This window comes from Cupriavidus sp. PET2-C1, assembly GCF_054515855.1.
Window position 1 is genome coordinate 1,414,770 of the sequence record NZ_CM137259.1, and the last position, 20,268, is coordinate 1,435,037.

The following is a 20,268-nucleotide window of genomic DNA, read 5'->3' on the forward strand; positions in this document are numbered from 1 at the left end:
TGTGGCGCCGGCGTTTCTCCTTAACAACAGGAACCCTCTTGAACTTTCCTTACGAGTGGCAGATCGGTTGGCGATACACCCGCGCAAGCAAGCGTGCCAGCCGCAACACCTTTATTTCCTTTATCTCGATGATTTCCATGCTCGGCATCGCGCTGGGCGTGGCGGCGCTGATCGTGGTGCTGTCGGTGATGAACGGTTTTCAGAAAGAAGTGCGGGATCGCATGCTCTCGGTGCTGTCGCACATCGAGGTGGTCGGCCCCGGGGCGCTGCCCGACTGGCAGAAGACCGCCGCCGAGGCGATGCGCAACAAGGAAGTGATCGGTGCTGCGCCCTATGTGGCCGCGCAGGCCATGCTGACCCGCGAGGACGCCGTGCGCGGCGTGCTGCTGCGCGGGGTCGAGCCTTCGGAAGAGCCCAAGGTTTCCGATATCGGCAAGCAGTTCCGGGGCGGCAGCATGGAGCAGCTGCTTCCGGGCGAGTTCGGCATCGCCCTGGGCAATGAGCTGGCCAACGCGATGGGCGTGCAGGTGGGCGACAAGGTCACGCTGGTGGTGCCGCAGGGCACCATCACGCCGGCCGGCGTGCTGCCGAGGCTCAAGCAGTTCACGGTGGTGGGCGTGTTCTCGTCCGGCCATTTCGAGTTCGACAACGCGCTGGCGCTGATCAATATCCGCGACGCCGAAGCCATGTTCCGCCTCGCCGGGCCCACCGGCGTGCGTTTGAAGCTGACGGACATGCAGCGCGCGCCCCAGGTAGCCGACCAGCTGGCCGGCACGCTCTCGGGCGAGCTTTACCTGCGGGACTGGTCCAAGCAGAACCGCAACTGGTTTGCCGCGGTGCAGACCGAGAAGCGCATGATGTTCATCATCCTGACGCTGATCATCGCGGTGGCGGCCTTCAACCTGGTGTCCACGCTGGTCATGACCGTGACGGACAAGCAGGCCGACATCGCCATCCTGCGCACCATGGGCGCCCAGCCGAGCTCGATCACCAAGATCTTTATCGTGCAGGGCGTTGCCATTGGCTTTATCGGCACGCTGGCGGGGGTTGCCGGCGGCGCCTTGATCGCCTTCAACATCGATGTGATCGTGCCCTTTATCGAACATCTGCTGCATGTGCAGTTCCTGCCGCGCGACATCTATTTCATTAGCGAACTGCCCTCGGATCCCCGCGTGAACGACATTGCGACCATCGGTATCGTCTCCTTTGTGCTGTCCATCCTGGCCACGCTCTACCCAAGCTGGCGTGCTGCCCGCGTCAACCCGGCGGAGGCGCTGCGCTATGAGTGAAACCCTGATGCGCGCCGCACCGGCCGGCAATGCTGCTGACGCCGCTGGCAAGGCCGGCTCGGATACGCCGGTGCTGCTGGCCGAAGGCCTGACCAAGCGCTTCCGCCAGGGCGGCCTGGACGTGACCGTGCTCAAGGGCGTGGATGTCCGGGTGGATGCGGGCGAGAAGGTCGCCATCGTGGGCGCTTCTGGTTCCGGCAAGAGCACGCTGCTGCACGTGCTGGGCGGGCTCGACAACCCCGACAGCGGGCGGGTCGCCTTGAAGGGCCGGCCTTTCACCGCGCTGCGCGAGAGCGAGCGCAATATCGTGCGCAACCGCGAGCTGGGTTTCATCTACCAGTTCCACCACCTGCTGCCCGAGTTCACCGCGCTGGATAACGTGGCCATGCCGATGCGCATCCGCGGGCTGCGCCAGCCCGAGGCGCGCGCGGCGGCGATGACGGTGCTGGAGCGCGTGGGCCTGGGCGACCGGGCGCAGCACCGGCCCGGCGAGCTGTCCGGCGGCGAGCGCCAGCGGGTGGCGATCGCCCGCGCACTGGTGGGCGGCCCGGCCTGCGTGCTGGCGGACGAGCCCACCGGCAACCTGGACGACCATACCGCGGGCGGCGTCTACGACCTGATGCTGGAGCTGTCGCGCACGCTGGGCACCAGTTTTGTCATCGTGACCCACGACCTCGACCTGGCCAGCCGCTGCGATCGCGTGCTGCGATTGCGCGACGGGCATATTCACCGCGAGCGCTGAGAGCGCCCTGGCGCCAGCGGAACCCGCCATGTGGATCGATACGCATTGCCACCTCGACGCCGGCGAATTCGATGCCGACCGTGACACCGTTGCCGCCGCCGCTGCCGCGGCGGGGGTGACGGGCATCGTGCTGCCGGCGGTGGCCGTGTCGAATTTTGCCGCGGTGCGGGCGCTGGCGCATCGCCACGCTAGCTGCGTCTACGCGCTGGGGATCCATCCGCTGTGCACGCCGGGCGCGGGGCAGGCCGACCTCGACGCCTTGCGCAGCGAGGCGCAAGCCTCGCTGGCCGATCCGCGCTTCGTCGGCATCGGCGAGATCGGGCTCGATTTCTTCGTGCCCGGCCTCGATGCCGCGCACCAGGCCTGGATCTATGCCGAGCAACTCAAGATTGCGCGCGAGCTGGACTTGCCGGTGCTGCTGCATGTGCGCAAGTCGCAGGACCAGGTGGCGGCCCAGTTGCGCCGCATCGGCGTGCGCCAGGGCATTGCCCATGCTTTCAACGGCAGCGTGCAGCAGGCGCGGGGATTTATCGACCAGGGCCTCAAGCTGGGCTTCGGCGGCAACCTGACTTTCAGCCGCGCCAACCAGATCCGGCGCCTGGCGACGGAGCTGCCGCTCGACGCCATCGTGCTGGAAACCGACGCACCCGACATCGCGCCCGCCTGGCTGTCCGACGACCAGTTCGGCGAGCAGCACAAGGCGCGCAACACGCCTGCCGAAGTGGCCGGCGTGGCGCGCGTGCTGGGCGAGTTGCGCGGGCTGGATGCCGCGCCGCTGGCGCAGGCGATGTGGCGCAACTCCGTGGCCGCCTTGCCGCGGCTGGGCGCGTTCGCGTCAACCATGTTCCCCTCGGCATTGCCTGCTTTGGCCCGGGGCGAAACAATCGGCAACCAACCCGTTTCATCCTGACAAGTCTGGCGGCCGGTGACGGCCGTATAAGCAGACGCATCCGATATCCCATCTACCCGTTGGGGGAGTCCGCATGCGTCTGTTTTTGCTCGCCTTCGTGGCGGGCTGCTGGTGGCTGCAGCAACAAGGCTCGCTGCCGCGTGGCGGCGCGGCGTGGGTGTTGGCGGCTGCCGGGTTCCTGGCGGCCACGCTCGCGCTGGGCCTGCGCACGCGCCGGCCTGGCTGGGCGCGGGTGGCCTGGATCGCGTTGTCGCTGCTGGCTGGTTTCGGCTGTTCGGCGTGGCGCGCCGAGGTTCGTCTGGCAGAGCGGCTCGCGCCCGGGCTGGAAGGGGTCGACCTGCAGGTGAGTGGCGTGGTGGCCGGGCTGCCGGCGCAGGCCGCGCGCGGCCAGCGCTTCGTGTTCGCGCTCGACGATGCAGCTGGCATGCCGCCCCGCGTCTTGCTGGGCTGGGAGGATGCCCCGGCCGGCTTGCGGCCGGGCGAGCGCTACGTCTTCACCGTGCGCTTGCGACAGCCTCATGGCCTGGCCAACCCGCATGGCTTCGATTACGAGTTCTGGCTGATGGCGGCCGGGCTTGGCGCCACTGGCCATGTGCGCGATGCCATCGGCGAGCCGCGGGACGCTGTCGGCGAACGGCTGGCGTGGCGGATCGCGCGATGGCGGGCGCAGGTGCGCGATCACGTCTTGCAAAGCCTGCCAGCCGATGCCCGCTTCGCCCCGGTGCTGGCGGCCCTGGTGGTGGGCGATCAGCAGGGCATCCAGCAGCGGGACTGGACCTTGTTCACGCGCACCGGCATCGGCCACCTGATCAGCATTTCCGGCCTGCATATCACCATGATTTCCGGCCTGTTCTCCAGCTTGGTTCATTGGCTGTGGCGGCATTCGTTCGGGCTCGGGCGATGGCTGCCGCGGCCCTTGCCGCTGTGGTGGCCGGCACGCCGCGCCGCGCTGGTGGGCGCGGTGATCGCGGCCCTCGTCTACGGCCTGCTGGCGGGCATGCAGGTGCCGGCGCTGCGCACCGTGTCGATGCTGGTGGTGGCGGCGCTGGCACTCTGGAGCGGGCGCACGCCGCCGGCCTCGCTGGTGCTGGCCTGGGCGGCGTTCGTGGCGATCGGGCTCGACCCCTGGGCTGTGCTGTCGCCCGGCTTCTGGCTTTCCTTCGGCGCGGTGGGCGTGATCTTCCTGGCGGCGGCGCAACCGGCCAATCAGTCCGCGCTGACGCGTTGGCAGCGTGTTTGCGCCAGCCTTGCGCAGGCCGCGCGTACGCAATGGTCCGTCACTATCGGGCTGGTGCCGCTGACCTTGCTGCTGTTCCAGCAGGTCTCGGTGATTTCGCCGCTGGCCAATGCAGTGGCGATCCCGCTGGTCAGCCTGCTGGTGACGCCGATGGCCTTGCTGGCGGCGGCGGTGCCCGCGCCACTGGCGGGCTGGTTGCTCAGCCCCGCGCACCTGCTGCTGCACTGGCTGGTGCTGGGCCTGGAGTGGCTGTCGGCGCCGCCGTGGGCGGTGTGGCAGGCCGCGCGCGCCGGGCCGGCGGCGCTGGCGCTGGCGGTGCTCGGCGCGCTGCTGTTGCTGGCGCCCGTGCCCTGTGGCGTGCGCGCGCGCCTGCATGGCGTGGTACTGCTGTTGCCGATGGTGCTGGCGGGGCGGCAGCCAGTGGCGCACGGGGAGTTTCGCGCCACTGCGATCGATATCGGGCAGGGCACGGCGGTACTAGTGGAAACGCGCTCGCGCGTGCTGCTCTACGACGCCGGGCCGGCTTACGGCTGGGGCGCCGCGCGTGGCGAACTGGGCAACAGCGCCGGCGCGCGGGACATCGTGCCGTTCCTGCGCGGCGCGGGGGTGCGCAGGCTGGATGCGCTGGTGATCAGCCATGAAGACGCGGACCACGCGGGCGGTGCGCGCGACATCATGGCGGCGCTGCCGGTGGACAGCCTGCTATCGGGCGCGCCGCCGGGACATCGGCTGCTGGTGCCGCCGGCGAGCGCTGCGCACCTGGAGGCGCAGCCTTGCGAGGCGGGGCAGCAGTGGGAGTGGGATGGCGTGCGTTTTGCCATGCTGCATCCCTTGCCGGGCGCCGCGCAGAATGCCGCCATCGACAGCAATGCACGCAGTTGCGTGCTCAAGGTGGCGGGCAGCGCGCGCAGCCTGCTGCTGACCGGCGATATCGGCCGGCGTGACGAGGCGGCGCTGTTGGCACGCCTGTCGACGCAAGACTTGCGTGCGGACTTCCTGCAGGTGCCGCATCACGGCAGCAACACCTCATCGAGCGGCGCGTTCCTGGCCGTGGTGGCGCCGGAGGTCGCGCTGTTCCAGGTGGGCTACCGCAACCGCCACCGGCATCCTCGGCCCGAGATCTGGGACCGCTACGGTTCGCACGAGATCGCCCGCTATCGCAGCGACGAGACCGGCGCGGTCCAGCTTACGACGCGCGGCGAGTCTTACGCGCTGCAGGCTTACCGCCAGCACGCGCGGCGCTACTGGCGCGCGGCGCCGCCTGCGCCTCGCTGAGATGCGCGGGCTCGGCCTGGGCGATGCGGCGCTCGCGCAGGTGCGCTTTGGCGCGTTGCAGGCCGGCCGAGACGGTGTCTGCGCGCTCCAGGGCGACGCCTGCTGCCAGCACGTCGCCCAGTACCAGATGGCAGATGCGGGAGGTCATCGGCGTGTAGACCTCGCTGTCTTCCTCCACGTCCGAGAACACGCAGACGTCCGCCAGCGCGGCCAGCGGCGAGCCGCTGTGGGTCAGCGCCAGCACGCTGGCGCCGCTGGCGCGGGCGAGCGTGGCGGCGGCCAGCATGTCCCAGGTGCGCCCGCTGTTAGAGACCAGCACGGCCACGTCGCCGGGCCCGAGCAGCGCCGCCGACATGCTGAAGACGTGCGAGTCCGAATAGGCCACCGTGGGCATGCCAAGGCGGAAGAACTTGTGCTGGATATCCAGGGCGACGATGCCTGAGTTGCCGCAGCCATAGAACTCGATGCGCCTGGCCGCGGCGAGCAGCTGGATGCCATGTTCGATCTGGTCCGCAGAGAGCGCATTGCGCACGGTCATCAGGGTGGCGATGGTGCGGTCGAACACCTTGCCGGCGATATCGGCGGGGCGGTCCTCGGCCTTGACGTCCTGGTGCACGAAGGGCGTGCCGCCGCCCACGTTCTGGGCGAACTGGAGCTTGAACTCGCGAAAGCCGTCGTAGCCCAGCGCCGCGCAAAAGCGCGCAATGGTGGGCTGGGACACGCCCGCGCGCTCCGCCAGTTCGGGCATCGACAAACGGATCACGCTGGCGCCGTGGCGGGCGACATAGTCGGCCAGGCGGCGTTCGGAGGGGCGAAGCGTGTCATAGACGGCAAGAATTCGGTCGCGCATGGTAGGGCAGGGATGGGCTGTCTGTGCCGGGGAATTGTTCTGGCTTTGGCCCCGGAGTCCGTGGCTCGACGGATCGAGCGGCATGTAGATATTCTACATAATCAGAGGCGGGGCCATCGCGGCTTCAGCGTGGCGGCCGGGTAGGGATTTCACCTATGTGCGCTAAATATGCCATGAATAAAGCGCTTTGTGATGTATGTGCATGGTGCTTTCAATTCGGCTTTCGATATAATGTAGAAAATCTACAAACAATAGTGCCAACCGGTGCCAGCCGGCGCCCGCAAGTCCCCCAAGTCCTCCCGGATACGATCAGGCATCACGACCAGGAACTCCCCCAATGTCAAAAGCCCTCCACGCCGAAGTCCACGCCGTCACCGAGCGCGTGATCGCGCGCAGCCAGCGCAGCCGCGCCGCCTATCTCGCGCGCTGCGAACGCGCTCAGCAGGAGCTGGGCCCCTTGCGCGGGCTGTCCTGCGCCAATCTCGCCCACGGCCTGGCCGCGCTGCCCGCGCATGACAAGCTCAAGCTGCGGGTCGAGCATGCTGCCAACCTCGGCATCGTCACCGCGTACAACGACATGCTGTCGGCCCACCAGCCGTACGAGCGCTATCCCGGCGTGATCCGGGAGGCCGCGCGTGCCGTTGGCGCAGTGGCGCAGGTGGCGGGCGGCGTGCCGGCGATGTGCGATGGCATCACGCAGGGCAATGCCGGCATGGAGCTGTCGCTGTTTTCGCGCGATGCCATTGCGATGGCCACTGCGGTCTCGCTGTCGCACAACACCTTTGATGCCGCGGTCATGCTGGGCGTGTGCGACAAGATCGTGCCGGGCCTGCTGATGGGGGCGCTGCAGTTCGGCCACCTGCCGGTGGTGTTCGTGCCGGCGGGGCCGATGTCGACGGGCTTGTCCAACAAGGAAAAGGCGCGCGTGCGCCAGCTTTACGCAACCGGCCAGGTGGGCCGCGAAGCCTTGCTGGAGGCCGAATGCGAGGCCTATCACGGCGCCGGCACGTGCACCTTCTACGGCACCGCCAACAGCAACCAGTTCCTGATGGAAATCATGGGCCTGCATATGCCGGGCGCGGCCTTCGTGCATCCGGACAGCGGCCTGCGCGACGCGCTCACCGCCGCCGCGGCCCAGCGCGCGCTGGCCCTGACGGCGCGGGGCGGCGACTACCTGCCGCTGGCGCGCATCGTGGACGAGCGCGCGGTGATCAATGCCGTGGTCGGCCTGCTGGCCACGGGCGGCTCGACCAACCACACCATCCACCTGGTGGCGATGGCGCGCGCGGCCGGCATCCTGATCGACTGGGACGATTTCGACCGCCTCTCGCGCATCACGCCGCTGCTGGCGCGGGTCTACCCTAACGGCTCGGCCGACGTGAACCACTTCCACGCCGCGGGCGGCGTGGCCTACGTGATTCGCCAGCTGCTCAGCGCCGGGTTGCTGCACGAGGACGTGGAGACCGTGGCCGGGCGTGGCCTGGCCCGTTACACGCAAGAGCCCGTGATGATCGACGGCGTGCTGCAGTGGCGCGACGGCGCCGCGGTCAGCGGCGATGCCACGGTGCTGGCCACCGCGGCCGAGCCGTTCTCCGCCGAGGGCGGCCTGCGCCTGCTGCAAGGCAATCTTGGCCGCGGCATGATCAAGGTGTCGGCGGTGGCGGACGAGCATCGGGTGGTCGAAGCACCGGCCCGCGTCTTTGACTCGCAAGAGCAATTGCAAGCTGCGTTCGAAGCTGGCGAGTTCACGGGCGACATGATCGCGGTCGTGCGTTTCCAGGGGCCCAACGCCAACGGCATGCCCGAACTGCACCGCCTCACCCCGGTGCTGGGCTCGCTGCAGGACGCCGGCCACAAGGTTGCGCTGGTGACCGATGGCCGCATGTCGGGCGCCTCGGGCAAGGTGCCGGCGGTCATTCATGTGGGGCCTGAGGCACTTGCCGGCGGCCCGCTGGCGCGCGTGCGTGACGGCGACCGGATCCGCGTGGACGCCGTGGCGGGCACGCTGGAATGGCTCGGCGCCGCCAATGGCGACGGCGACCTGGACACGCGTGCTTCTGCCGTGCTGCCGGACGACGCCTTCACGAATTTCAGCGTCGGCCGGGGCCTGTTCGGGCTGTTCCGCCGCAACGCGCGGATCGCGGAAGAGGGCGGCAGCGCGCTGGACCTCTCCGAGGCCGACGCGCCCGGCGCTGTCCAAACGGGCGCAGCCGTCGCACAATAGGCAGCGCCCCTTAAATTTGTGTCATTTGTGTCTCCGGCGGTCGATGGCCGGCGGAGACGACCCCGAGCCGGCCCATGCGGGTCCTATCATGGCTTCATGGCTGAACGCTTGACCGGCGCGGGGACTACCGACAAGGATGGGAAAACCATCCGAACATGATCGTTGGAGCAGACATGATCTACATCCTGATGGGCGTTTCCGGCAGCGGAAAGACCACGGTCGGCCAGTTGCTGGCCAAGACCTTGCAATGCGGCTTCCACGACGCCGATGAATTCCACAGCGCCGCCAACAAGGCGAAGATGCACAACGGGATCCCGCTGACCGACGACGACCGCTGGCCCTGGCTGGCCGCGATGCGCGCGGCGATCGATGCGGCCCGCGCCGAGGGGCGCACCCACGTCTTTACCTGTTCCGCGCTGCGGCAAACCTACCGCGACCGCCTGACGCCCGCCGATGGCGGCGTGACCTTTGTCTACATGAAGGGCGATGCAGCGATCATTGGCGGCCGCCTGGCCGAGCGCAGCGACCACTTCTTCAATCCCGCCCTGTTACAGAGCCAGTTCGAGACCCTGGAGGAGCCGCGCGACGCCCTGGTGCTCGATATCCGCCAGACGCCGGATGCGTTGGTGCAGCGCATCCTGGCCGGTGTGCAGGCGCAACAAGGCGCGGCGATCGCTCGTTGAACCGATGCCAATGCCGGCCCGAAGCGAAGGCTGGCAAACATCTTGCTTATCCATGTTTGATGGCGCGAATGCCTGCCGCTTGCGGCTTTCGTGGTCATAGGTATCCTATAGGGACAGCACTTCGAAGCATGACGAGACGGTCCGCGGCCAAGCCGCCGGGCCTCGGGTGGTGATCTCAAGGTGCTGTGCCGGGAACAACAAGCCAATCAAAACGGGATAGCCGGCAGTTTGGGCGGCACCTAAATCATGGGGGAACGGCCATCATGGCGGCGCGGTTTTTCGACGAGATGCTCGATTGGCAAGATGGCGTGGCAGCAGCAATCCACGCGGGCGAGTCCCTGCCGGCAGGTGCCGTGCGAGGGCATTACAAGCAGTTCGCGGATTGGTTGGCGCGCCAGTCCGAAGGCACCATGGACAACAAGCGCGCCGAGGCCGACCTGATTTTCCGGCGCGTGGGCATCACGTTCGCCGTTTACGGTGAGAAAGACGAGTCCAACAGCGGTACCGAGCGGACCATCCCGTTCGACGTCATTCCCCGCATCTTCCCCGCCAGCGAGTGGGCAACGCTTGAGCGCGGCCTGCGCCAGCGGGTGTCGGCGCTGAACCGCTTCATCCACGATATCTATCACGGGCAGGACATCATCCGCGCCGGTGTGATCCCGCCAGACCAGATCTACAACAACGCGCAGTACCGCCCCGAGATGCTCGGCATCGACGTGCCCCGTGATATCTACGCCCACGTGGCGGGCATCGACGTAGTACGCGCTGGCGAGGGCGAGTTCTACGTGCTGGAAGACAACCTGCGCGTGCCCTCCGGCGTGTCCTACATGCTGGAGAACCGCAAGATGATGATGCGGTTGTTCCCGGACCTGTTCGCGCGCAATCGCGTGGCGCCGGTGGCGCACTATCCCGACCTGCTGCTCGACATGCTGCGCGGCGTCTCGCCGCAGAACATCGCCGATCCCACGGTGGTGGTGCTCACGCCCGGCATGTACAACTCCGCCTACTTCGAGCATGCCTTCCTGGCGCAGCAAATGGGTGTGGAACTGGTCGAGGGCAGCGACCTGTTCGTACAGGACGACCACCTCTACATGCGCACCACCCAGGGCCCGCAGCGCATCGACGTGATCTACCGCCGGGTCGACGACGACTTCCTCGACCCGCTGGTGTTCCGATCGGATTCCACGCTGGGCGCGGCGGGGCTGCTCTCGGTCTACCGCGCGGGCAACGTCACCATCTGCAATGCCATCGGCACGGGCGTGGCCGACGACAAGTCGATCTATCCCTACGTGCCCGACATGATCCGCTTCTACCTTGGCGAGGAAGCGATCCTCAACAACGTGCCGACGTACATGTGCCGCCGCCCGGACGACCTGCAGTACGTGCTGGACCACATGAGCGAGCTGGTGGTCAAGGAAACCCACGGGGCCGGCGGCTACGGCATGCTGGTGGGGCCTGCCGCCACGCGCGCGGAGATCGACACGTTCCGCGAGGTCGTGCGCGCGCGTCCCGAGCAGTACATCGCGCAGCCCACGCTGGCGCTTTCCACCTGCCCGACCTATGTCGAGTCGGGGATCGCGCCGCGCCACATCGACCTGCGTCCGTTCGTGCTGTCCGGCAAGGACGTGCGCATGGTGCCGGGCGGGCTGACCCGCGTTGCGCTGCGCGAAGGCTCGCTGGTGGTCAACTCCTCGCAGGGCGGGGGCACCAAGGACACCTGGGTACTGGAGCGCTGACGCGCGGCGCCCGCAGGATTGTTTGTGATTCCCGCGCTGGCCGCCGCGTTGCCGGCGGCGCGCGGGCGAACAGCGCTGTACGAGGGGACTGACCATGCTTAGCCGCACCGCCGACCATCTGTTCTGGATGGCGCGCTATACCGAACGCGCGGAGAACACCGCGCGCATGCTGGACGTGAACTACCAGACTTCGCTGCTGCCGCAATCCGCGGAAGTGGCGGAGCAAGGCTGGTGGGCCATGCTCGATATCTCCGAGCTGACCACGGTGTTCGACGAGAAGTACGGCCTGCTCACGCGCGACGACGTGATCGACTTCATGGTGCGCGACATGACCAATGTCTCGTCCATCATGAGTTGCCTGCGCGCGGCCCGCGAGAACGCGCGCGCGGTGCGCGGCTCGCTGACCACCGAGGTCTGGGAGACCATCAACACCACCTGGCTCGACGTGCAGCGCATGATCGCCGACGGCGTGCTGCGCGAGGATCCTTCGCAGTTCTTCGAGTGGGTGAAGTTCCGCTCCCACCTGGCCCGCGGCGTGCAGTTTGGCACCATGCTCAAGGACGATGCCTTCCACTTCATGCGGCTGGGCACGTTCCTGGAACGCGCCGACAATACCGCGCGGATTCTGGACGTGAAGTTCCAGGCCAGCACGGTCGACGATAGCGATCCCAATCGCGACGCCAACGATTTCTATCACTGGGCGGCTGTCTTGCGCTCGGTGTCAGGGTTCGAGGTGTACCGCAAGGTGTATCGCACCGTGATCACGCCCGAGCGCGTGGCCGAACTGCTGGTGCTGCGCCCCGACATGCCGCGCTCGCTGGTGTCCAGCATGGACGAGGTGGTGTCGATCCTGGCGCTGGTGGGCAACCACCTTTCTTCGGAGACCGAGCGCCAGGCTGGTAAACTCCACGCCGATCTGAAATATGCGCGCATCGACGACATCTTCGCCGTCGGGCTGCATGCTTACCTGACCAGTTTCCTGGAGCGCATCGGCGACCTCGGCAACGGCATCAGCCGGGATTTCCTCGTGCCGCTGCTCGCTGCCTGACCTATAAAACGTGGGGAGGTTGTGCCGGCTTCGCCACATCATGAAATACAAGATTCACCACAAGACGGTCTACCGCTACGCCGAGCCGGTCCGGCGCAGCGTGCACGAACTGCGGCTCGCGCCGCGCTCGGGTCCGCTGCAGGCCGTGCAGGAATGGCAGTTGTCCGTTCCCGGCAACCTGTCCGAGGCGCGTGACGGCTTCGGCAATATCGTGCACAGCTTCACCGTGGCCGGGCCCGCACATACGCTGGTGATCGAGGCCAGCGGCGTGGTCGATGTGACGCCGCCAGCGGATGCGAACGGGCCGTTTTTCTGCGATGCGCCGCCAGCCGGCGAGGCGCGCGTATCGCCGCTGTATTACCTTGGCGGCACGCCGCTGACCGCCGCCAAGCCGGAGATGGTGCATTTTGCCGCGCCCTACCTGGCGGCGGGGGCGACGGTGCCCGCGCTGCTGGCGCTGGCCGGCGGCATCGCCGGGCGGGTGCGTTACCAGTCAGCTAGCACCGATGTGGACACCCCGGCCAGCGACGCGTTCGCACTGGGCAGCGGGGTTTGCCAGGACCAGGCGCAAGTGATGGTGGCATGCTGCCGGGCCCTGGGCGTGCCGGCACGCTACGTCAGCGGCTATTTCTATGACCCGGCCGCGTCGGAGCTGGCCAGCCACGCCTGGGCCGATGTCTGCGTGGATGCCGGCAAGGAGTTGTGGTGCAGCATCGACGTGACCCACGGCTGCCTGAGCGACGCGCGCCATATCCGGCTGGCGGTCGGGCGCGACTATCGCATGGCCGCACCGGTACGGGGGATTCGCGAAGGGGGCAGCGGCGAGCGGCTGGCGGTCGAGATCGCCATTGCGCCGTTGCAGTGATTGAAGTGGTGCGCCGCGCACCAGAAACGGGCGCGCTGCAAGTTTCCGGGCGCACCACCGCGGCGCTAGAATGCGGCCTTGGCCCGGACGGCAGGCCTGGCGCTGCGCCGGGCGTGAATGTGCACCTGAATGTGCACCATTACAAGACAAGATCATGACGTACTGTGTAGCCATGCGGCTGGATGCCGGGCTGGTGTTCCTTTCCGATTCGCGCACCAATGCCGGTGTCGATGCGATCTCGACCGCCCGCAAGATGACCGTGTTCGAGGAGCCGGGCGACCGCGTGATGGTCTTGCTGACCGCGGGCAACCTGGCAATCAGCCAGGCGGTGCGCCAGATTCTGGCGGAGGGCCGCGACGAGAAACGCTCGCTGTGGACGGCGCGCGATATGTTCGAGGCGGCCGCCATCGTTGGCGACGCGGTGCGCCAGGTGCACAAGCACGACGCCCATGCGCTGCGCGAGGCCGGCATCGAGTTCAATGTGAGCCTGATCTTCGGCGGCCAGATCCGCGGCGAACGCGTGCGCCTGTTCCATGTGTACGCTGCCGGGAATTTCGTCGAGGCCACACCCGAGAACTGCTATTTCCAGATCGGCGAGGCCAAGTACGGCAAGCCCATCATCGATCGCGTGGTCGAGCCGACGCTGCCGCTGGGCGAGGCCGCCAAGTGTGCGCTGATCTCGATGGACTCCACGTTGAAGTCGAACATCTCGGTGGGCCTGCCGCTGGACCTGCTGGTCTACGAAAGCGATTCGCTGCGCGTGACCCGCTTTGTCAACATTGACGAGAAGAACGCCTACTTCCGCATGATCCGCGATACCTGGGGGCAACGCTTGCGCCAGGTCTTCGGCGAGATCAACGATCCCGAGTGGGATGCCGACGCGCCGGCCGAGTTTCCGCTGGCGCGCCAGGGCGCGGGCGACCGCTGGGGCCAGCCTGTGCGCGCCACGCGCGAACGTGCCGGCACACAGGATTGAGGGCGCGCTGCGAATACCCCGATGCGCGACATTCTGCATTTTTCGCATGCCAACGGCTTTCCGGTCAGCACCTACCGCAAGCTGTTCGGAACGCTGGAAGACGATTTCGAGATCCGTGCCGTGGACCGTTATGGCCACGACCCGAAATTCCCGGTCACGCGCGAGTGGCCGCACCTGGTCGATGAGCTGCTGGCTTCGATCGAGCAGAAGTACCGCGAGCCAGTGTGGCTGGTGGGGCATTCGCTGGGGGGGTTCCTGTCGCTGATGGCCGCGCTGCGCCGCCCGCAGTGGGTGCGCGGTGTGGTGATGCTGGATTCGCCCGTGATTGCCGGGTGGCGCGCCGCCTTGCTCAAGGCCGGTCAGCGCTTCGGCCTGGACGAGCGGCCCAGCCCGGCTGCCGCGACCCGGCGGCGGCGCACGCACTGGCCGGATGCCGAGGCGGTGTGGGCGCATTTCCGCGCCAAGCCGGTGTTCGCGTCGTGGGACGAGGAAGTGCTGCGCGACTATGCGATGCATGGCACGGAGCCGACCGGCAACGACGCCGAGCGCCGCCTGCGCTTCGAGCGCGAGATCGAGTACCAGATATACCGCACGCTGCCCACCAGCCTGGGCGCGCGCGTGGCGCGCGGCGCGCCGGTGCCGGTCAGCTTTGTCGCCGGCACGCGTTCGCGCGAAGTGCGGCAATGCGGGCTCGGCGCCACGCGCAAGCTGGTGGGCGAGCGCCTGCGCTTTATCGAAGGCGGGCACCTGTATCCGATGGAGCGTCCCGGGCAGACCGCCGGGCTGATCCGCGATCTGGTCGGGCAAATGCGGGACGGCGGCGCCGCCTGCGCGCGTCCGTAGCCCGGGCAGGACAGGGCGGTGGCGTGGACACGAGTCCGAAGCGGCGAAAGCGTCTCAGTGGCTGCCGGGCAAGGCGACTTGTCGCAAATGCGGCGCTGCAGCAGGCGGCCTCTCATGTATAATCCCGATTTCCCCGGCAAGCTCGGTTTATGACCAAATTCGTCTTCGTCACCGGTGGTGTCGTCTCTTCTCTCGGCAAGGGCATCGCTGCTGCTTCGCTCGCGGCCATTCTCGAGTCGCGCGGCCTCAAAGTCACCCTCCTCAAGCTAGATCCCTACATCAACGTCGATCCCGGCACGATGAGCCCCTTCCAGCACGGCGAAGTGTTCGTCACGGAAGACGGTGCGGAAACCGACCTCGATCTTGGCCACTATGAGCGCTTCGTCTCGGCCAAGATGCGCAAGTCGAACAACTTCACCACGGGCCAGATCTACGAATCGGTGATCCGCAAGGAACGCCGGGGCGAGTACCTCGGCAAGACGGTGCAGGTGATCCCGCACATCACCAACGAAATCCAGGCCTTCATCGAGCGCGGCGCGGCTGCGTCGCACGGTGGCAAGGCGGACGTTGCGCTGGTGGAGATCGGCGGCACGGTGGGTGACATCGAATCGCTGCCCTTCCTGGAAGCCGCGCGCCAGATGAGCCTGCGCATGGGCCGCAACCACGCTGCCTTCGTGCACCTGACGCTGGTGCCGTTTATTGCCAGCGCCGGCGAGCTCAAGACCAAGCCGACCCAGCACTCGGTGCAGAAGCTGCGTGAAATCGGCATCTCGCCGACCGCGCTGCTGTGCCGCGCCGACCGCCCGATTCCGGACGAAGAGCGCGCCAAGATTTCGCTGTTCTCCAATATTCCGCAAGAAGCCGTGATCTCGGTGTGGGACGTGGACAGCATCTACAAGATCCCGCAGATGCTCAACGAGCAAGGCCTTGACCGCCTGATCTGCGAGGAGCTGCGTATCGATCCGAAGCCGGCCGATCTCTCCATGTGGCAGCGCCTGGTCAATGCCCAGGAAAACCCGCAGCACGAGGTCACCATCGGCATGGTGGGCAAGTATGTCGACCTGACCGAATCCTACAAGTCGCTGATCGAAGCGCTGCGCCACGCCGGCATGCACACCGCCACCCGCGTGAACATCGAGTACATCGATTCGGAAGAACTCGAATCGGGCCACCTCGAAGTGCTCAAGCCGCTGGACGCCATCCTGGTCCCGGGCGGCTTCGGCAAGCGCGGCACGGAAGGCAAGATCCGCGCGATCCAGTACGCTCGCGAGAACAAGGTGCCGTACCTGGGCATCTGCCTGGGCATGCAGCTGGCCGTGATCGAGTTCGCGCGCCACGTGGCGGCGATGGCCGACGCCAACTCCACCGAGTTCAACCTGGAAACCGAACATCCGGTGGTCGCGCTGATCACCGAGTGGGTGGATCGCGAAGGCAAGGTCGAGCAGCGCTCCGCCGAGTCCGACCTGGGTGGCACCATGCGCCTTGGCGCGCAACGCGTGCCGGTCAAGGCCGGGACCAAGGCCAGCCAGATCTATGGCCCGGAAGTCAACGAGCGCCATCGCCACCGCTACGAAGTCAACAATCACTACGTGCCGACGCTGGAAAAGGCGGGCATGGTGATCTCGGCCCGTACGCCGACCGAAGACCTGCCCGAGATGATGGAGCTGCCGGAAAGCCTGCACCCGTGGTTCGTGGGCGTGCAGTTCCACCCGGAATTCACCTCCACCCCGCGCGATGGCCATCCGCTGTTCAAGGCCTACGTGGAAGCGGCGCTGGCCAGCCAGCAGAAGAAGGCGGGCTGAGCCCCGGCACCGCAAGCAGGAGATTAGCGATGAAACTCTGTGGATTTGACGTCGGCCTGAACCGCCCCTTCTTCCTGATCGCTGGCCCGTGCGTGATCGAGTCCGAGCAGATGGCGCTGGATACGGCCGGCGAGCTCAAGGCGATCACCAGCGAGCTTGGCATTCCCTTTATCTACAAGTCCTCGTTCGACAAGGCCAACCGCTCGTCGGGCCGGACCTTCCGCGGGCTGGGCATGGAGAAGGGTCTCGAGATCCTCGCCACCGTCAAGCGCGAGATCGGCGTGCCGGTGCTGACCGACATCCACGAGATCGACGAGGTCAAGCCGGTGGCAGCCGTGGTCGACGTGCTGCAGACGCCGGCCTTCCTGTGCCGGCAGACTGACTTCATCCGTGCCTGCGCGCAGAGCGGCCGCCCCGTCAATATCAAGAAGGGGCAGTTCCTCGCGCCGCACGACATGACGAACGTCATCGACAAGGCGCGCGATGCCGCGCGCGAGGCCGGGCTGCCGGAAGACAGCTTCATGGCCTGCGAACGCGGCGTTTCCTTCGGCTACAACAACCTGGTCTCGGACATGCGCTCGCTGGCGATCATGCGCGAGACCAGCGCGCCGGTGGTGTTCGACGCCACTCACTCGGTGCAGCTGCCGGGCGGCCAGGGCACCAGCTCGGGCGGCCAGCGCGAGTTCGTGCCGGTGCTGGCCCGCGCCGCCGTGGCGGTTGGCGTGGCGGGCCTGTTCATGGAAACCCATCCGGATCCGAGCAAGGCCATGTCGGACGGCCCCAACGCCGTGCCGCTGTCGCGCATGAAGGAACTGCTGTCGGTGCTCAAGGACCTGGACACCCTGGTCAAGCGCGCCGGATTCCTGGAAGACAATTTCGGCTGGCCGGCGGTTTGCGCCTGAGCTTGCCGTGCCACCGCGGTCATGGCCGTCATCAGGCGGCCATGATCAGCCAAGTAGAATCAACATCATAAGAACACACGGAGATACGCCATGGCCAGCGGCTATATCATTGCCCACGTCGATGTCACCGATCCCCAGCAGTATGAAGAGTACAAAGTGCTCTCCAGCCATGCCATGAAGGTGCATGGTGCCGAGGTACTGGTGCGCGGCGGCAAGACCGAGAGGCTCGAGGGCGACTGGGCCCCGACGCGCGTGGTCGTGCTGAAGTTTCCCAGCTATGACGCGGCAAAGTCGTTCCACGACAGCGAGGAATACCGCGCCGCGCGCAAGTCGCGCGAGCATGCCGCGCGCATGAACATGATCGTGGTGGAAGGCGCTTGAGCGTCAGCCAGCTCAGTCAGCTGTAGCCAGCGGTAGTCCAGGGCATGACGCCCGTGTAGTAAGAAGTCATCAAGCATCAACAGTCCAAGAGGAATCCATGAGTGCAATCGTAGATATCATCGGTCGCGAAGTTCTCGACTCGCGCGGTAACCCGACGGTCGAGTGCGACGTCCTGCTCGAATCCGGCGTGATGGGCCGCGCGGCAGTGCCGTCGGGCGCATCCACCGGCTCGCGCGAAGCCATCGAGCTGCGTGACGGCGACAAGTCGCGCTACCTCGGCAAGGGCGTGCTGAAGGCGGTCGAGCATATCAATACCGAAATCTCCGAAGCCATCATGGGCCTGGACGCTTCCGAGCAAGCCTTCCTGGACCGCACCCTGATCGACCTCGACGGCACCGACAACAAGGCCCGCCTTGGCGCCAACGCCACGCTGGCCGTGTCGATGGCCGTGGCCCGCGCCGCTGCCGAAGAAGCCGGCCTGCCGCTGTACCGCTACTTCGGTGGTTCGGGCGCGATGCAGATGCCGGTGCCGATGATGAACATCGTCAACGGTGGCGCGCACGCCAACAACAGCCTGGACATCCAGGAATTCATGATCATGCCGGTGTCGCAAACGAGCTTCCGTGAAGCCCTGCGTTGCGGCGCTGAAGTGTTCCACGCACTGAAGAAGATCCTGTCCGACAAGGGCATGTCCACGGCGGTTGGCGACGAGGGCGGCTTTGCCCCCAACTTCGCTTCCAACGAAGAGTGCCTGAACACCATCCTGCTGGCCATCGAGAAGGCTGGCTATCGTGCCGGCGAAGACGTGCTGCTGGCGCTGGACTGCGCGGCGACCGAGTTCTATCACGAAGCCGAAGGCCAGTACCACCTGGATGGCGAAGGCCTGAAGCTGACCTCGACCCAGTTCGCCGACTACCTGGCCAACCTGTGCGACAAGTTCCCGATCGTGTCGATCGAGGACGGCATGGGCGAAGGCGACTGGGAAGGCTGGAAGGTGCTGACCGACAAGCTGGGCAAGCGCGTGCAGCTGGTGGGCGACGACCTGTTCGTCACCAACACCAAGATCCTGAAGGAAGGCATTGAAAAGGGCATCGGCAACTCGATCCTGATCAAGATCAACCAGATCGGCACCCTGACCGAAACCTTCGCCGCCATCGAAATGGCCAAGCGCGCCGGCTACACGGCCGTGATCTCGCACCGTTCGGGCGAAACCGAGGACAGCACCATCGCCGATATCGCGGTGGGCACCAACGCCGGCCAGATCAAGACCGGCTCGCTGTCGCGTTCGGACCGTATCTCGAAGTACAACCAGCTGCTGCGCATCGAGGAAGATCTCGGTGATATCGCCAGCTACCCCGGCAAGAGCGCGTTCTACAATCTGCGCTAAGCGCGTGCCATGCGCCGGCCGCGCACATTGCCGCGGCCGGCGCATGACGCATGACGCCACTCCCTTTTTTCGCTTAAGCGCCAGAATCCATGCGCCTGATCTCGTTGCTGTTGTTTGTGCTGTTGCTCGCCATCCAGTATCCGCTATGGCTGGGCAAGGGCGGCTGGCTGCGTGTGTGGGAGATGGACAAGCAGGTGCAGGAGCAGAGCGCGCACAACCAGGCGCTCAAGCTGCGCAATGCCAAGCTGGAAGGGGAAGTGAAGGACCTGCAGGATGGCACCGGCGCCATTGAAGAGCGTGCCCGCTATGAGCTGGGCATGGTCAGGGACGGCGAGGTGTTCGTGCAGTTCGTGGCACCGGCCCCCAAGGTCAGCGCCACGCCTCCGCTGCCGCCTCCGGCGAACTCCCCGGCATTCAATCGCCACTAAGCGCCCGCACTAAGCGCCCGCTAGCGCCCACTAAGCGCCACTGGCTGGCGTCTTTCCCGTTTTCTGTCTCGTCGCGTCTGCCACCGTCGCCCTGCAACGGCATGGATGCGGCACGCTCGCGTCCTTGGCCGTTTGCTGCGCCAGCCTCGCCGGCGGCTTACCACCAGTACGGGTAGCCACCGTAGCCCCAGCCCCGGTATCCCGGGCTGCCGAAGCCGACTCCGCCACCCCAGTGCCCGCCGCCCCAGCCACCGTAATACAGGTTCCAGCTAGGCGAGGGATAGGCATAGTAGGTTGCCGCCCGCGCCATGGCTTCCGCCTGTTGCTGGCGGGCAATCGCGGCATCCTGTTCGCGCAGTACCTGGCGGTTCAGCTCGCCGATCTTCTGGATGTCTTCCGCGGTGACGGGCGGCGGCGGCACGCCGTTGGGCGCCAGGCGGGCAGTCGGCGGCGAGCCGTTGAGGTCGCGCGGCAACTGGGCGCAGCCACCACAGGCCAGCACGGCGCCAAGCAGCATTGCGCTGATCGTGGCGGACGGGTGAGAGGACAAAGCGGACAAGGTGGACAAGGCGGACATGATGACTCCCTGACTCTGGTGGGGCGCTGACGCTTGGACCCGGGCGCGGGGCGGAAAGGTTCCCGCCGTCGCGCTTCGCATCATGGCTCGCGCCGTCGCGCGCATCGCCGTCC

18 protein-coding genes are annotated in these 20,268 nt (G+C 66.9%); 16 read left to right on the top strand and 2 right to left on the bottom strand.

What is annotated here, in order from left to right; all coding sequences use genetic code 11:
* Positions 1-38 precede the first annotated feature (38 nt).
* The 4 genes from ACX12D_RS06470 (at position 39) to ACX12D_RS06485 (ending at position 5,453) form a co-directional block, all read left to right on the top strand.
* Positions 39-1,289 (top strand): lipoprotein-releasing ABC transporter permease subunit, encoded by a 1,251-nt coding sequence (locus ACX12D_RS06470; protein ID WP_459373336.1) that lies wholly within the window; start codon positions 39-41, stop codon positions 1,287-1,289.
* On the top strand, positions 1,282-2,031 hold the full coding sequence (lolD, locus tag ACX12D_RS06475) for a lipoprotein-releasing ABC transporter ATP-binding protein LolD (protein ID WP_441633656.1): 750 nt from the start codon (positions 1,282-1,284) through the stop codon (positions 2,029-2,031). The genes ACX12D_RS06470 and lolD overlap by 8 nt, the downstream gene beginning before the upstream one ends.
* Before the next feature lie 28 nt (positions 2,032-2,059).
* Positions 2,060-2,941, top strand: coding sequence for a TatD family hydrolase (locus tag ACX12D_RS06480; protein ID WP_459373337.1), 882 nt, complete (start codon positions 2,060-2,062; stop codon positions 2,939-2,941).
* A gap of 73 nt (positions 2,942-3,014) precedes the next feature.
* Positions 3,015-5,453, top strand: coding sequence for a DNA internalization-related competence protein ComEC/Rec2 (locus ACX12D_RS06485; protein ID WP_459373338.1), 2,439 nt, complete (start codon positions 3,015-3,017; stop codon positions 5,451-5,453).
* Here the strand turns inward: ACX12D_RS06485 and ACX12D_RS06490 are convergent.
* Positions 5,365-6,303, bottom strand: coding sequence for a MurR/RpiR family transcriptional regulator (locus ACX12D_RS06490; protein WP_150983851.1), 939 nt, complete (start codon positions 6,301-6,303; stop codon positions 5,365-5,367). The two genes, ACX12D_RS06485 and ACX12D_RS06490, sit on opposite strands and share 89 nt — an antisense overlap.
* A gap of 337 nt (positions 6,304-6,640) precedes the next feature.
* Between ACX12D_RS06490 and edd the strand changes: the two genes are divergently transcribed.
* The 12 genes from edd to ftsB all read left to right on the top strand — a co-directional run bounded on the left by edd (position 6,641) and on the right by ftsB (position 19,578).
* On the top strand, positions 6,641-8,527 hold the full coding sequence (gene edd / locus ACX12D_RS06495) for a phosphogluconate dehydratase (RefSeq protein WP_459373339.1): 1,887 nt from the start codon (positions 6,641-6,643) through the stop codon (positions 8,525-8,527).
* 173 nt (positions 8,528-8,700) lie between these two features.
* Positions 8,701-9,210 (top strand): gluconokinase, encoded by a 510-nt coding sequence (locus tag ACX12D_RS06500; RefSeq protein ID WP_459373340.1) that lies wholly within the window; start codon positions 8,701-8,703, stop codon positions 9,208-9,210.
* 263 nt (positions 9,211-9,473) lie between these two features.
* Entirely contained in the window at positions 9,474-10,946 is a 1,473-nt protein-coding gene (locus tag ACX12D_RS06505) for a circularly permuted type 2 ATP-grasp protein (RefSeq protein WP_267606113.1), read from the top strand.
* Between the two features lie 94 nt (positions 10,947-11,040).
* Positions 11,041-11,994 carry an alpha-E domain-containing protein gene (locus ACX12D_RS06510; protein ID WP_441633667.1) on the top strand — a complete coding sequence of 318 codons (954 nt, stop codon included), beginning with the start codon at positions 11,041-11,043 and terminating at the stop codon, positions 11,992-11,994.
* Positions 11,995-12,034: 40 nt separating this feature from the next.
* The gene (locus tag ACX12D_RS06515) at positions 12,035-12,859 is read left to right on the top strand and encodes a transglutaminase family protein (protein ID WP_459373341.1); all 825 of its coding nucleotides are present in this window, start codon (positions 12,035-12,037) and stop codon (positions 12,857-12,859) included.
* Positions 12,860-13,013: 154 nt separating this feature from the next.
* Positions 13,014-13,835 (top strand): peptidase, encoded by an 822-nt coding sequence (locus tag ACX12D_RS06520; protein ID WP_459373342.1) that lies wholly within the window; start codon positions 13,014-13,016, stop codon positions 13,833-13,835.
* A 21-nt stretch (positions 13,836-13,856) separates the two neighbouring features.
* A complete protein-coding gene (locus ACX12D_RS06525) occupies positions 13,857-14,678 on the top strand; it encodes an alpha/beta fold hydrolase (protein ID WP_459373343.1) in 822 nt (273 codons plus the stop codon).
* Between the two features lie 149 nt (positions 14,679-14,827).
* Positions 14,828-16,480 (top strand): CTP synthase, encoded by a 1,653-nt coding sequence (locus ACX12D_RS06530; protein WP_043344927.1) that lies wholly within the window; start codon positions 14,828-14,830, stop codon positions 16,478-16,480.
* 29 nt (positions 16,481-16,509) lie between these two features.
* On the top strand, positions 16,510-17,382 hold the full coding sequence (gene kdsA, locus ACX12D_RS06535; protein WP_459373345.1) for a 3-deoxy-8-phosphooctulonate synthase: 873 nt from the start codon (positions 16,510-16,512) through the stop codon (positions 17,380-17,382).
* 90 nt (positions 17,383-17,472) lie between these two features.
* A complete protein-coding gene (locus ACX12D_RS06540; protein ID WP_459373347.1) occupies positions 17,473-17,763 on the top strand; it encodes a DUF1330 domain-containing protein in 291 nt (96 codons plus the stop codon).
* A gap of 97 nt (positions 17,764-17,860) precedes the next feature.
* A complete protein-coding gene (gene eno / locus ACX12D_RS06545; RefSeq protein WP_150983858.1) occupies positions 17,861-19,150 on the top strand; it encodes a phosphopyruvate hydratase in 1,290 nt (429 codons plus the stop codon).
* A gap of 89 nt (positions 19,151-19,239) precedes the next feature.
* Complete coding sequence (gene ftsB, locus ACX12D_RS06550) at positions 19,240-19,578, top strand: cell division protein FtsB (RefSeq protein ID WP_441633681.1); 339 nt, start codon at positions 19,240-19,242, stop codon at positions 19,576-19,578.
* A 157-nt stretch (positions 19,579-19,735) separates the two neighbouring features.
* Here the strand turns inward: ftsB and ACX12D_RS06555 are convergent, their stop codons facing one another.
* Positions 19,736-20,155, bottom strand: a complete 420-nt coding sequence (locus ACX12D_RS06555; protein ID WP_459373348.1) for a hypothetical protein — start codon at positions 20,153-20,155, stop codon at positions 19,736-19,738.
* Between the last annotated feature and the right edge of the window lie 113 nt (positions 20,156-20,268).